This is a genomic window from Halalkalibacter urbisdiaboli (assembly GCF_002156385.1).
In the GTDB taxonomy this organism is placed as follows: Bacteria; Bacillota; Bacilli; order Bacillales; family Bacillaceae_D; genus Halalkalibacter_A; species Halalkalibacter_A urbisdiaboli.
Genome location: NZ_MVJM01000003.1, coordinates 765,663 through 780,439, shown reverse-complemented (window position 1 = coordinate 780,439; position 14,777 = coordinate 765,663). Strand labels below are relative to the sequence as shown.

13 protein-coding genes are annotated in these 14,777 nt (G+C 37.7%); 4 read left to right on the top strand and 9 right to left on the bottom strand.

Annotated features, from left to right (window positions below; translation table 11 throughout):
• Positions 1-141: 141 nt before the first annotated feature.
• Positions 142-1,317 (top strand): GTP-binding protein, encoded by a 1,176-nt coding sequence (locus B1R93_RS18220; RefSeq protein WP_088105370.1) that lies wholly within the window; start codon positions 142-144, stop codon positions 1,315-1,317.
• 185 nt (positions 1,318-1,502) lie between these two features.
• Here the strand turns inward: B1R93_RS18220 and B1R93_RS18215 are convergent, their stop codons facing one another.
• Positions 1,503-2,339, bottom strand: coding sequence for a pirin family protein (locus B1R93_RS18215; protein WP_088105684.1), 837 nt, complete (start codon positions 2,337-2,339; stop codon positions 1,503-1,505).
• A 135-nt stretch (positions 2,340-2,474) separates the two neighbouring features.
• On the opposite strand from B1R93_RS18215, the gene B1R93_RS18210 reads away from it, so the two are divergent.
• Together B1R93_RS18210 and B1R93_RS18205 are read left to right on the top strand one after the other, a co-directional pair.
• Positions 2,475-2,675: a hypothetical protein gene (locus B1R93_RS18210; protein WP_088105369.1), complete on the top strand. Its 201-nt coding sequence runs from the start codon at positions 2,475-2,477 to the stop codon at positions 2,673-2,675.
• Positions 2,676-3,311, top strand: coding sequence for an STAS domain-containing protein (locus tag B1R93_RS18205; RefSeq protein ID WP_342587539.1), 636 nt, complete (start codon positions 2,676-2,678; stop codon positions 3,309-3,311).
• An 85-nt stretch (positions 3,312-3,396) separates the two neighbouring features.
• On the opposite strand, the gene helD is transcribed toward B1R93_RS18205, so the two are convergent.
• From helD to B1R93_RS18160, 8 genes are all read right to left on the bottom strand, one after another.
• Complete coding sequence (gene helD / locus B1R93_RS18200; protein WP_088105367.1) at positions 3,397-5,715, bottom strand: RNA polymerase recycling motor HelD; 2,319 nt, start codon at positions 5,713-5,715, stop codon at positions 3,397-3,399.
• Between the two features lie 338 nt (positions 5,716-6,053).
• A complete protein-coding gene (locus tag B1R93_RS18190; RefSeq protein ID WP_088105365.1) occupies positions 6,054-6,305 on the bottom strand; it encodes a sporulation protein in 252 nt (83 codons plus the stop codon).
• A gap of 92 nt (positions 6,306-6,397) precedes the next feature.
• The gene (locus B1R93_RS18185; RefSeq protein ID WP_088105364.1) at positions 6,398-7,303 is read right to left on the bottom strand and encodes an ROK family protein; all 906 of its coding nucleotides are present in this window, start codon (positions 7,301-7,303) and stop codon (positions 6,398-6,400) included.
• A gap of 21 nt (positions 7,304-7,324) precedes the next feature.
• Positions 7,325-8,179, bottom strand: a complete 855-nt coding sequence (locus tag B1R93_RS18180) for a patatin-like phospholipase family protein (RefSeq protein WP_088105363.1) — start codon at positions 8,177-8,179, stop codon at positions 7,325-7,327.
• Positions 8,180-8,230: 51 nt separating this feature from the next.
• Positions 8,231-10,195 carry an ATP-dependent DNA helicase gene (locus B1R93_RS18175; protein WP_088105362.1) on the bottom strand — a complete coding sequence of 655 codons (1,965 nt, stop codon included), beginning with the start codon at positions 10,193-10,195 and terminating at the stop codon, positions 8,231-8,233.
• Positions 10,196-10,209: 14 nt separating this feature from the next.
• Positions 10,210-12,126 (bottom strand): vWA domain-containing protein, encoded by a 1,917-nt coding sequence (locus tag B1R93_RS18170; protein WP_088105361.1) that lies wholly within the window; start codon positions 12,124-12,126, stop codon positions 10,210-10,212.
• A gap of 27 nt (positions 12,127-12,153) precedes the next feature.
• On the bottom strand, positions 12,154-13,029 hold the full coding sequence (locus B1R93_RS18165) for an ATP-binding protein (RefSeq protein ID WP_088105360.1): 876 nt from the start codon (positions 13,027-13,029) through the stop codon (positions 12,154-12,156).
• 157 nt (positions 13,030-13,186) lie between these two features.
• Positions 13,187-14,170 (bottom strand): aldo/keto reductase, encoded by a 984-nt coding sequence (locus B1R93_RS18160; RefSeq protein ID WP_088105359.1) that lies wholly within the window; start codon positions 14,168-14,170, stop codon positions 13,187-13,189.
• 310 nt (positions 14,171-14,480) lie between these two features.
• On the opposite strand from B1R93_RS18160, the gene B1R93_RS18155 reads away from it, so the two are divergent.
• The gene (locus B1R93_RS18155; RefSeq protein ID WP_088105358.1) at positions 14,481-14,681 is read left to right on the top strand and encodes a cold-shock protein; all 201 of its coding nucleotides are present in this window, start codon (positions 14,481-14,483) and stop codon (positions 14,679-14,681) included.
• Positions 14,682-14,777 lie beyond the last annotated feature (96 nt).

The window sequence follows — 14,777 nt, the reverse complement described above, 5'->3', positions numbered from 1 at the left end:
ACACCCCCTATTTTTACGTAAATAATTTCACCTTTACAATCGAATTATTCTGTACTACTATAAATTACAAATCGTAAACTTTACGATTTGTAAGATGCGTCTATATAAAATGATTAATCATCTTGTGAAGGAGAATATTTAATGAGAAAAATTCCTATTACTGTACTTAGCGGATACTTAGGTTCTGGTAAAACAACATTGTTAAAACATATCTTAACAAACCAACAAGGATTAAAGATCGCTGTTATCGTGAATGACATGAGTGAAATGAATATTGATGCAAAGCTCCTTAAAATTACTAACTTAGTCAAAACAGAAGAAAAATTGATTGAGCTTCAAAATGGGTGTATTTGCTGTACACTTCGTGAGGATTTAATGCAAGAGGTTAATGAAATTGCAGCTAGTAAGCAATTTGATTACATCGTCATCGAATCATCCGGAATTAGTGAACCCGTCCCTGTGGCTCAAACGTTTACATATGTAGATGAGGAACTTGGGATTGATTTAACACAAACATGTATTCTAGACACAATGGTAACCGTTGTTGATGCAAATCGTTTCTGGGAAGACTATGCTTGTGGAGAATCCCTACTTGATCGAAAACAAGGAACTGATATGAATGATACACGTGAAGTAGCCGAGCTTTTACTTGACCAAATCGAATTTGCGAATGTTATTGTACTAAATAAAGTCGACATGCTTAAGGATGAGGATATTCAGCAATTACTTGCTTTTATGAAAAAGACAAATGCAGAAGCTAAAATCATCCCAACCTCATTTTCAAAAGTTGATTTATCCACTATTTTAAACACTCGTACATTTGATTTTGAGAAAGCTAGTCAAGCAGCTGGTTGGATTAAAGAACTAACGGAAGAGCATACACCGGAAACAGACGAATACGGTATCTCCTCCTTCGTCTATAAACGAAGACGGCCTTTCCACCCTGAGCGTTTCCTTATATGGTTAGAAGCTTGGCCTGTTGACATTGTACGGGCGAAAGGATTTATTTGGATTGCAACACGAAACACAATGGTCGGACTTCTCTCACAGGCAGGTTCACTTGTCACACTCCAAGGAGCTGGGGAGTGGGTAGCCGTTTATCCTGAAAAGGAACGAATACAAATCTTAAATGAAGAACCGGAGCTATTGAAAAAATGGGACCAACAATACGGTGACCGGATGACTGAGCTAGTTTTGATCGGCATTGATATGAACCTTGCCCACATTTCTAAATCACTTGATCAATGTTTACTGACCGATGAAGAGATGAAAGCAGATTGGAGTGCCTTCAGTGATCCGCTTCCGGCATACATTTAAACATTTTATGTGAAGAAATGTCTAAAAAGGAGAAGATTAGAGAGCTCTGAAAAAGTGTACTTTTCCCTTTTTCAGAGCCCTCTAATCAATGTGTGGAGCCATTGCTGCTACCTAGCGTGACTCTCAAGTTGTTTTTCAGCGGCCTTAAAGATTCACCTTTTTAGACGTAATGTCTTACGATAACTCTACTCCTGACCAAATTTTCCATCTCTGTAATCAGCATAGGCTTGGTAAATTTCTTCCTCCGTATTCATAACAAACGGACCTCGAGCCACGACAGGTTCATTTAATGGTTTTCCAGCATAAAATAATACTTTCAACTTCTCCCTAGCTTCAATTGTGACTTCACTCTTCATTCCAACCTCTACCTTTTTAAGCCAAACCACTTCACGCTGTTTTGCTGTTGCTTTCTCTTTTCCGAATAACCCTTCTCCCTCTAGAACATAAAAGAAGCCATTATAATCTTCGGGAATTTCTTGGGTGAAATATGCCCCTTTTTCAAGAGTCATTTCTACCATTGTAAAAGGAACATAGTTTTTTGTTTCAGACACAAGACCAGCGGAAGAGCCTGAGAATATTTTAACCCTCACACCATCTTCTTCATAAATCGGCATATCTTGTCCACGTAAATTTTGATAACGAGGCTCCGTCATTTTATATCCGCTTGGAAGATTAAGCCAAAGCTGTAGAGAATGAACGGTTTCACCTATAGCGGGATCCTCACTATGTAACACACCCCTGCCAGCTGTCATAAATTGTGCATCTCCAGGATATAGAACCCCTTCCCCTTGTTGATTGTCTTTATGTTCAAGTACCCCTTTAATAACATATGTGAATGTTTCTATTCCCCGATGCGGATGAAAGGGAAACGTTCCAGATTGAAACCAGTCTTCAGCTAGAAGGAGAAATGGGTCATACTCCTCCCAATTACCTGGCTCTAGAACTAGACCAGACGTGTGTGTTGAGCTTTGCTTAGTTTTTCCAACTTTCTTTACTGCATTTATAGAACGGTGAACAATCATGTCGGTCATACTCTATCTCCTTTTTCATTTACTGTACCAATAAACAATTTCGGCAACAACCTTGACCCAACTAGCATTTACAAGGTACCATTTATGAAGTAACTATACTAGCATAGAAAAAAAAGGGGGGCTGACGTGAATCTTATGAATGTTGAAACAGAAAGTTTTGATGAAATCTCCCAAAAAGTCTTTTCATTAATGAGTCAACATGTTGGTATTAATACGTTTTTCATTGCAAAAAATGATGGAATAAAGGTAGACGTTGTCCAAACACTCAATCGTAAATATTCATTGCTTGAAACTGGGTTTACGATTGATTTCCAACAATCATTTTGAATACTGATTGTTAAAAGTGGTCGGGAACCACTTGTCATTCCAAACTTATTAGAAAGTGACTTAACAAAAGACTTAGCTGTTACAAAGCATTATGGTGGCGGTTGTTTAATTGGTGTGCCAATTTTCCTTAGAAACGGGACAAAATACGGTACGCTTTGTGGGATGGATAATAAACCCTTTACATTTACCGAAGAACACATAGAATTATTTAAAACGATGGCCTCACTAATTACATATGTCCTCCAGGTTGATATTGCTTATCAACATATTCACCAGCTTTCCGTTCCCATTGTACGACTTTCTGAGAAAATCTCAATCCTTCCAATCATTGGTGAGATCGATGAAGAACGTGCCCAACTTATATTAGAGGAGGCCTTGAGAAAAAGTCAGGATTTTGACTTAGATTATTTAATCATTGATCTTTCGGGCATTTCTAAATTGGATCAAACGATTAGTACTTATTTAATCCAATTCGTCCTCGCATTAAACTTAATCGGCGTTACTCCTCTTATATCTGGTTTCCGACCAGAAATGGCTGCGATTATTGTTGATGATAAACTAACCATGCCCGATGTGAAGACGTTTGTTACTGTAAAACAAGCGCTTTCGAGTATCGGATTATCGTTAAAAGAGTAAAGGTAGTCAACCACAAAAATACTCGGTTATCGTTTTCAGGGATGCCCCAAAAGGTCAAAAACAAGCCTTTTGAGACATCCCCCTATTATGCTTCTTCATACGTCTCTTTTGAAATCCCTTCAATAAACGGACTCGTTGTCGTTACATAGCCTACTTCTAATACATGCATCGCTCTCGTACAGATCGTATAGAACAAATTACGCTCACTCTCATAACGATATTTTGATGCATCATATACAATGACCGTATCAAACTCAATCCCTTTTGCTAAATAAGAAGGAATCACTAAAATACCCTCTTCGTAACCAGTCGAGTGCTTAGTCATCAACCGTGCGTCTACCTGTTCCTTCAATTTATTAAACACTTCTTGGCTTTCCTCTGCTGTTTTACAAATAACCGCAATCGTTTTATGCCCTTCTTCTCGCATGAAATCAATACGAGCGGGCACCCATTCATCTAAATCCTTATAACTGTCTGTCTTTTTCAATACAGGCATTCTTCCTTGACGATTAAACGGATTGATATCAGCACCAATAATCTGCCTTGTAAAGTCAATAATCTGTTTCGTTGACCGATAGCTTTTGGCTAATCGATACGATTCAGTATCATCTTCTTTGAACAATTCGTTGAGGGTGAAAGCGAAATCATTCGCTAGAGAATGAGTGTAAATCGATTGATAAACGTCCCCTAAAACAGTCATTTTAGCACGCGGAAACATATGTTTTATAAAAGCAAACTGAAACGGCGAATAATCTTGTGCTTCATCAATAAACACATGCCGGATAATGGTATTCATCTCAAAGCCTTCAATTTTTCCTTTTAAATATAGTATTGGAGTAACATCTTCAAAGAAAAGTTGCGATTGTTCAATGTTTCTAATTGATTCGGAACACATTTCCTTGCCCTTTTCCAAGTCGGACAGCTGACAAACATGTTCGTTTAAAAAAGCAATATACATTTTCGTTACATCAATAAAGCGCAATTGCTTTATTTTTCGGCGAATGTGCTTAAAGTGTCGTTTTACGACCATTGCTGTTAATATTTCCTCTTCTCGTTCATAATCATAAAGGCCGTCACCATTGTCTTGATTTTGCTTTTCCACACGATTAAAAGCATATAAATAACTGTCTTTATCCAATAACTCAATTTCTCGTTCGACCCATTCTTTTTTACGTTCTTCCTTCTCTATGATCCGAATTTCCTTCAATAATTTTTCGACTAATAATTGAATTCGGTTCGGAATAGAAAGAGTTTTCTCAAATGAATAAAACCAATCCGTAATCGTCTCAGCTGAGAATAACGTTTGACTTCTAAAGGTTATTTCTTTAAAAACCATACCTGTTTTCTTTAGTACGTTAATGTAATCGTCCATCAAATGCATATAACGGATCGATGATTTCAACTCAATTCCTTCGATACGAGATTCATATTCTCGTGAATTATGCTTAGTCAAAACATACTCCATTTGTGAGAATGGATCCTCAATCGAGAATTGCTGTCCAAGCCGATGTTCAATATAATCTTGAAATGTTGTCTGCTGCATATTTTCTTCACCGAGTTCAGGTAAAACAGTCGCCACATAACTATTAAACATCGGATTCGGTGAAAAAAGGACAATTTGATCGGCTTGCAACGTCTCTCGATAACGATAAAGTAAGTATGCCACACGTTGCAGTGCTGCCGATGTTTTCCCACTTCCTGCAACGCCTTGGACAATTAACACCCGTGCCCGTTCATTACGAATGATTTGGTTTTGTTCATGTTGGATTGTTGCGACAATGCTTTTCATTTGCGTATTAGCTTGAGAGCCTAGTACTTCCTGAAGCATTTCGTCACCAATAGTAATCCCTGTATTAAACATATGTTCGATATGAGCATTTCTAATAATAAATTGCTTCTTTTCCTCAATGGCTCCTGTGATCTCACCAACTGGTGTATCATACTTTGCACTACCTGGCCCTGAATCATAATACAAACTTGAAATTGGAGCACGCCAATCGTAAACATAGAAATCAAAGCCATTGTTATCAACAAACGATGCTGTTCCGATATAGACAGGTTCTGCGTCCTCTTCTCCATCTTCTAAAAACGTAATTTTCCCGAAATAAGGTGTTTCCTTCAATCTATGTAAACTTTTTAACTGATTCACATCATGCCGATGCCTTCGCTCTCTTTCCGAGAGTACCTCAGCCTGTTGTTTAATACTCGCAATTGTCTCAATTGCTTCGTCATCATTTTCTAGATTAACAGTAACATCCTCCCAAAACTTTTTTCGAAACTCAACAACATCTTCTTGAACAACACCCACTTTTTCTCTCAATTCATTCATACGTTCTTTAATTTTTTCGACAACTATATTTACTCTTTCCTGTTCTTTTTGCCACACCTGATCTGTCTGCTTCATCTCACAACTCCTTTTTCTACTAGTTGCTGCTTTTCTTGAAAATGGAGAATTTATACACCTTATTTTATGTATACGATATCTGAATAATTATTTCCTCTATAAAAAACATGTGGATTGTCTCAAAAGCATAAAGCGTGCACAGCAATGGCTTCGTCCGCTACGCGCCTTACGATGAGAACCCCACTCATTGTGAGGGCACTGAAAAAGGGTGGGTTTCCCTTTTTCAGTACCCTTCTCATTGTAAGACTTTTAAAAGATGTAGCGACTACGCTCATTGCATGAAGGCTGTGCCAAAAGGTTAAAAAACAACCTTTTGGCACAGCCTCCTCAACTATACCTTAAATAAGCAATTCGTAAACGTCACTTAATTGTCGTTCACGTTTCTCGTCCTGTTCCTGTTTTGCGTAGCCAATTTCAGTACGTAGTATTAGATTTAGAAGCATAATTTCATTTTCATTTAAGTCACGAACAAATTCTTCCTCATCTTTATACGAATTATTTTCGATCCTATCGTAAATACGCTGACATAATTCATGATGTTCTAAGTGATTTGACAATGATTCGCGTAAGTACCCTAAGTTTGAATCCATTTCGATCATCCCTTCGATGCTTTTTCCGATCATCATTAGGATGGATGGAATGATTTAGAATCATACATCTATTAATAAACATCATTACGTCATTACTGAAATACTAGCGCAGCCGCCCCAATTAAACCAGAATCCTGTTTTAACGAGGTAGGTATAATTTTTGTCTGTTTACCAGATAGATGAAGCGCGTGATTTTTAACGTATGACCGAATAGCACTAAATAAAGGTTCGCCAACCTTTGAAACACCGCCGCCAATGATGATTTTTTCAGGTTCGATGAAGTTAATTAATGACACACAGCCGACCCCTAGCCCCCAAATTGCTTTTTCAACAAGCTGTGTTATTTCTTGATGACCTTTGAAATATAAATTAAAAACATCCTCAGTTGAGACGGGAGAGCCAACGATTTCAGAGCCTCTTTGTGCAATTGCCTTTCCAGATGAAACCATATACAAACATCCTGCTTGTCCACACTTACATGTTCCGGCTGAAGGATCGACAACAAGATGACCAATCTCACCAGCATTACCTTGAAAACCACTCAGCAAAACTCCGCCACTAATAATCCCTGCCCCAATTCCAGTACTAACTGTTAAATAAATAAAATCATCACAGTCCTTCCCTGCTCCAAACAATTTTTCAGCTAAAGCAGCTGCGTTGGCATCATTTTCAAGCACTACGGGATACGGACATGCCATTTTCACCTGGTTAACGATTGCAAAGTTTTGCCAAGTTGGCAGATTTGTTGGTGAAAGAATGATCCCTTTCTCTACATTCAACGGACCAGGTGCTCCAATCCCAATACCTGAAATTAATATATCGTTTGGAAGAGAATGTAATTGTTTATTCATACATAACAGGACATCGTCAATCATTTTCGTTGGAGAACATTCTACATTCATCGCAATCGTATCTTTTATTACAACCTCTCCCCAACTTGAAACGACTCCTATCGCAATTTTCGTTCCACCAATATCAATTCCGACTGCAAAACTCATCAAATATGCCCCTTTTTTCCTTCACGAGTCATGTAAAAATTCAATTAACTTATTATAATTTACCCTTGCATCTTCATACCCGAGCTCATATAAGTTCGTTAGCTTTTTTTGATTACGTTCAATCATTCCAACAGCAACCTCTCTACTTGGCTGAATCACAAAGGCTTTTCCTTTATTTAGTTCAGTTTCAATTGTTGAACAAGCGCGTTCATAGTAAATATGCTGCTCACTTAACAATCTAGCAATATTCGGGTACTTATAATAGCTACGTTTAATGAATGGACGTAGACGACTTGGCTTTTTCCGGTATGTTTTTGATTTAGTCATAATAATCACATGCTTATGATTACCATCTTGAATCGATTTCTGAATTGGAATCGGATCTGATAGCCCACCATCTAATAGAAATCTCCCTGCTATCTTAACGGGGCGAGCAATAAACGGTATTGAGCTTGAAGCTCTAATGACGGGTAAAATTTCCTTTCCTATGCTATTTTTATGAAAGTATACAGGTTCACCCGTTTCACAATCCGTTGTTCCGACTATAAATTGATCGTTCACCGTAAAAAAAGTGTCAAAATCAAAAGGTACGATTTGATTTGGGATTTCATTAAAAAGAAAGTCCATCCCAAATAACTCACGCCTTAAAAGATAATTTCTTAATGAGACGAAACGTTTATCTGTCGCTAAGCCAATATTCACTTGTTTATTTCTTCCCTCTTGTCTTGAAACATAGGAAGCTCCCATGCATGCACCCGCTGAAACACCAACCACGTAAGGAAAAAATAACTTCTGTTCTAGAAAATATTCGAGAACCCCCGCGGTGTAAAGTCCTCTCATTCCTCCGCCCTCTAATACAAGTCCTGTTCCTTTCACGGTTCACCTCATGATAACTAGAAGGACAACGCACCGCGCTGTCCTTCCTTTTTATTGAATAAAAGATGTGTTACGTTCAACCTCCACTGGAAGAATTCCCCTTACCATTTTAAGTAATGCCTCATTCATGAACAGCTGTGAATCAACAATTGAAACGATTCCTTTATCCTCATGCGTTCTAATTAATCGACCTACACCCTGACGTAGACGCAAGAGCATATGAGGTATATCCACATCCAAAAATGGATCCTTTGCTACCTTTCGTTTCGCCTCAAAAACAGGATCCTTTGGAGGAAATGGGAGAGACCAAATGATGACGTTAGAAAGAGACGGCCCGGGTATGTCAAGTCCTTCCCACAGACTTACAGCACAAAGTACAGCGTTCACCTCTTCTTGAAACGTTGAGATCAATTGACTGATTTCTCGATCTCCTTCAAATAGAAACGTCCAATTACTAAACGCATCAATTTCTTTCATCGCTTGTTTAAATTGCTTCAACTCTTCCTCACTCGTAAATAACAATAGTGCCTTTCCATCCGTTTCCTTTAAACAGGAAATTGTATAATCAAGCTTCTCAGAAAAACTGTTTTCAGTTGAAATTTCAGGTGTATAAATCTTCATTTGTTCTTGATAGTTAAATGGAGATTCAACTGAAAACGAAAGAGGAGCCTTTATACCTAGACTATTTGCGATATAATCAAATGAGCCATTTGTAGATAACGTTGCTGATGTAAAAATAAATGGAATCTGTTTCGAAAAGACCTTTTCCTTAAGTACTTCTTCAACTAAACGTGGCATGATTACAAGGGTAACCCCTTGCTTATCATCTGTCACCCAAGAGATAACATTTGTTTGTTTTACAAATATTGATAATGCATGATGAATCATATCAAGGTGTTCCTCGACGATTTTTAATTGATATTCATCAATGGTATATAGTTCGCTCTCAAAAACAATTTCGTCTTCTAACTGAGAGATTAGTGCGGCAAACCGGTTTGCTTCGGCTAGTACTACTTCAATGTTTTCGATTTCCTTACGCTCTGAACCCTCAACGTATTTTGAATGATCCCGTAATAAAAATGAAAAGTGAAGACTTTGAGAAATCGTTTCATCAACGAGAACTGCAAATTCTTCGCGAACATTATTTTCAAGTAAGCGACTCAATAACTCTTCTAAAACATCATGGCGAAACTTATACGTTAATGCCTTTTGTGCTGCTATCTCTAATAAATGTCCTTCATCAAAGACGACTGTACTCGCTTCAGGTAAAAGTGGTAGCTGCCCTTCCCGTTTTCTTGATTCAAACGTCCATACATGTTCCATATAAAAATCATGTGAACAAATAATTAAGTCCGTAGATTTTCGGTAATGCTCGCGTGACAAGGTTTGACCACAGCGATGCCGATGTTCACAAACGAAACAATCTTGAAATGTGTCCCAGCCGATTTTATCCCACTGCTCATTCGTTAGATGAGCATATTCCTTCCGATCACCATAATGATAGTAGGACTGCAGTGTTTGATTTGAGGTTACAAACGGAGGTAATGAAACGTACACATCATCAAAAACTTCTTCATATTCATCTAAATTCCGCTGTTCATCAAGCTTTTTTAAGCAAAGATATTGCTCCTTTGATTTTGCCAACCTAACATCAATCGTTAAATTTAATATAGTTGCTAGTTTGGCAATATCTCCTTCCTTTTTTACAAGCTGTTCGATTAGTGACTCATCTGCACAGGCAATAATTGCCGGTTTTCTCTTATACCGTGCATAACAAAGAGCATATAATAAATAAACGATGGTTTTGCCTGTACCAACTCCTGCCTCAGCAAGCATAATTTTATTATCGGTAAAGGCCTTTTCCAATTGAAAAGCCATAAAAATTTGCTCGTCACGAAGCTCCATACCAGCCTCTGGTAAAATATCATAAAAGACATCACCAACCCATTCATTTAACTGGTCAAAAAACGAACGCTTCGGATCAAATGTAAAAGGTAACTTCTCATAAATACTCACAAATCGTGCCCCCACTATAATGATTTTAAAATTAATTTTTTTAACAACGGTGCAAATTGTTCAGATAACCTATCCACACTAGGAACTAGAACATACTCTTTCCCATAAATATTTCCCATTGTTTTTTCATCAGTTTCTTCAATTTCACCATTCGCTAAAAACATGCCAATCACATCAATTCCTTGTTTACGAGCAAAAAGCACTGCTTCGTGTGTATCAACAATTCCATTTTGGTCATAACCGTCAGCTGCAGGTTCACCGTCAGAAAAAACTAACAGGAACCGATGCTTCTCACGTCGGTGTAAAAGCTCTTCTGATATGACGCGAATACTATAACCGTCACGATTATCCTCCTCTGGCTGAAGTTGAAGGATTTCTACACCCGTTCGATTGTGTAACGAGTTTTCGAATGAGACGACACGGTGAAAATAATTCGGTTGATAGCCTTTTTTTACCTCATTTGCATCCTCCCAAAAGCCGACAACTGAATGGGGAATTCGTAGCTTTTTTAATACTTCATGAAACAAGGCGATCCCTTTTTTCGTCTCCACCATTTTATTATGCATCGAAGCCGAGCAATCAACTAGTAAAGTAAAGACAGCATCAATTTCGGTTGAAGGACTATTTTTTTTATAAAAGACCCTTGGAACAGGCTCAAACGTAACTGGTAGTAATTTTTTAGATAACCGACCGTATAATAAATCCCGTCTCGGACTAATTTTTTTATGCTCCAATGTTTTTTCAATTGTCGTTGATAGCTTCCGGCGGTACCCGTCAATTTCTGTCACAATCTCCTGATACATTGGTATCTCTTCAAGTGATGGTCTTCGAAGAGATTTCTCTATTTTAATCGCATCTCTATTTTCTTCACCGTACTTAGACGAACCATTTGCACGCTTTTTAGACTGTTCATCTTGAAGAGCTTCAAGACTTGAATAATCCTTCTCCTTACTTTTTCCGGAAGCTCCTTGAACTGATGCCATTGCTTGGTCACCTTCTTCACCTTCTCTAGCACCATCTCCAAGCATATCCGTTTCCGTACCACTTTCTAGTTCGAACTGTAAAAATGTTTGGTTTTGTTCGTCCGGATCAATTTCTCGATGCCATGTAGAAAACGATTCATCTGAGCCCTCTTGCTCTGAGTCAACATTTTTCTCATCATCGTTTTTTAACCCATCTTTTCGTTTTAACTCATCAAATATTGATTCGTTGTTCGATGATGGTTGTTCATAAAATGGGTAAACAAAATACTCATTCATTGAGTCCTTGTCATATTCCGGGGTTAACCGGAAAACGATACGCTCGCATAAACGAACAACATCGACTGTGCTTTTAGCCTCATATAGTTCAAATATAAGAGGTTTTATCTCTTCTAAAAGGGTTTGTTGCTTTTCATTAGCTTCTTCAATGTTCTGATAAGCTGCGTTCGCCTCCACCGTAATGAAAATGAGACAAAATAATTCGTCAAGAAAATAACTCATCGTCTTATTTGTCACAGCCTGGCTCCGAAAGTATTTCTTTAATGTCTCTCTTCTAATCCGAAACAGTTTCTTCGTCCCAGGTCTTTCCTTTTTACAAAGCTCCTCAATTCGTATATCTTCAAACAATGTAAAAAGCTGCTGCGCAAATTTTTTAAGATGTGTTTCCGCTAAAGTCTCTTTATACTCAGCTAATACGGTTTCGTTTGTATATTTTCTTGAACCAACTGCACGTAAATAAATGTCAGTCTTATACCCAGCAACCATTTCTGTTTCATTACGGTTGTCCCAAAAATGACTCGCGGTAATACGATGTCCTTTTCGATCAAGGAAATGTCCAAATTGGTACTCAAATTCAAGCTCTTCATCCTCAGCAAGTATACTAGCCAAATCCTGAAGCTGAAGAAATAGGTTAGTATCGATCTTTGAATCGTTAAAACTAATAAATTTCATGTGACCCTTCCTCTTTTCACATGGGACTTAAAACAATGTATCGGTAATGTTCGCCACGATTTCTTTTTCACGTTCTTCATCTAATTTATCAACGATCGCCCGTTTTATTGCACGGGCCGGTGGGATATGAGCTGCAAGATCACAAGCGTCAAGTAAAGCTCGAATCGATGTCGCATCTTCAGATAGCTTTCCTTGCTTTGAAGCAAGAATTAAGTCATTTGATAAACGGACAAAGCGTTCGATGATACCGTTATCAGCTAAATGCGTTGCTGTTTTTATTAGATCAAGTAATAGCTCTCCTGATAAATATGGAACATCGATAATAACAAAACGATTTTTTAAAGCCTCATTTAATGGAACTGTACCAACATACCCTTCATTAATGGCAGCAATCACTCCAAACCCTTGCTTAGCATGAATCACTTCAGCTGTAAACGGGTTTGTTAATGTTTTTCTGTAATCAAGTACACTATTAATCAATGGCAGTGTCTCCGGCTTAGCCATATTAATTTCATCGATGTAAAGAAAGTGACCATGTTTCATTGATTCAATAACTGGACCAGGAACAAATTCAATTTTCTGCTTGTCGTTTTCATAATTGAGTGTTTTAAAGCCAAGTAGGCTCTCAGCATCTAAATCAACCGAGCAGTTTACCATATGCATTGGTCTGTTAAATAATTGAGATAGACTTTCCGCAAACTTTGTTTTCCCAGACCCAGTTGGCCCTTTTAAGAGAACGTTTTTCCCTAACGATAACGCAACGACCGCATCCGTAACCAAATCCTGCTCTGGAGGGACGTAGCCTCCTTTTCCGATGAGATAGCTATACTCTTCAACTTCATTTAGTTTTTGTCTATTTATTAAATCTTTAACCTTATCTGTTAACACTTGTTCAATTGTCATTGTGTTTAACCCCTTTACCTATCCTTAAAGCACTATCGTATCATATTTTCACCATACATATGAATGATTAGACTTCCTTCATTGCACCTCTCCAAAAAAAGAGGCTGTACCAAAAGGTTAAAAAACAACCTTTTGAAACAGCCCCTACACTTATAATTTAATATTTACCACGAATGCGATGAGCAATCTCATCTTGATAAAATTGTTTTAATTTTTCCATTTCGGAATCAGTAAAACTAGGAGTGCTAAGCGCTTTTAAATTACCGTCAACCTGCTCAATATTTTTAAAACCAGGGATGACACAGCTTACTTCTGGTTGATCCAATATCCAACGAAGGGCTGCTTGTGTCATACTTTCTCTACCTTCCGCAATCCATTTAAGCTTGTCACTCAGTTCAACAGCTTCTTGGAAAGGGATCCCGGCGAATGTTTCTCCAACGTTAAAGGCTTGTCCATCACGATTAAAATGACGGTGATCATTTTCCGAGAATGTCGTATTTTTCGTAAACTTCCCTGTTAGTAATCCACTAGCAAGTGGGAGCCTGACAATAATCCCTACATTTTTATTTGCGGCTTCAGAAAGCAATGACTCAAGCGGCTTCTGACGGAAAATATTAAAAATGATTTGCAAGGTAGCAACATTCGGATGTTCCATGCAAATATGCCCTTCTTCAACGGATTCCACACTAACACCATAGTTACGAATAATGCCCTCATCCTTTAAGCGGTCTAACGTATGGAAAACTTCACCCTGTTTTAAAATCTCTGTTGGTGGGCAATGAATTTGATAAAGATCGATCGTCTCTTGCTTCAATCGCTTCAAGCTAGCTATCGCATATTCTTTTACTCGATCATAGGAATACGTTTTCGGATCGTCGATATCGCCATTGCGACAAAACTTTGTCGCTACGTAAATTCTTTCTGAGCGTTTTTGAAGAACATCTCCAATAATTTCCTCACTTCTCCCACCACCATAAACATCTGCCGTATCGAAGAAATTAACACCTTTATCGATTGCGTGATTTAATGCTTTGACAGCATCATCTGTTTGCACATTACCCCAATCACCACCGATAGCCCAAGTACCGAAGCTTACTTCACTAATCGTATCATTTGTTTTACCTAGTCGTCTGTAATTCATATGTGCAATTTCCTCCATTTTCTCTTTTGCTAAAGCAAATCAAGTACCGATTTGTATTGTAAGGGTTTTCTTTTAATTCTGCAAAAAAAATGCTTTTATTATAATTTACAGTATTCTTATAAAAGATCCATTATTTAATTTTCCGCTTGATTTCTCATAAAACACATGCTAATATAAGTAGACTAGATTTTGTTCGTTTTTAAGATGGAAAGAAGGAATTTCAACATTGTTTTTCCTCTTGTAAGTTTTATTAATGGCGAAGATAGTAATACAACTGTGTACAAAGTGTACACACATAGGAGGAAACAACATGTTAGAAGGTACAGTAAAATGGTTTAACGCAGAAAAAGGATTCGGTTTCATCGAGCGCCAAGACGGAGACGATGTATTCGTTCACTTTTCAGCTATCCAATCAGAAGGTTTCAAATCTCTTGAAGAAGGTCAAGCGGTAACATTCGAAATCGTTGAAGGAAACCGTGGCCCACAAGCAGCTAACGTACAAAAAGCATAATACAACAAAAAGACTCCAATTATGGAGTCTTTTTTTATGTTCATATCTAGTTATTTCATTTTTTTTATGTTAACATTAACATAATTTTTGGGCTAT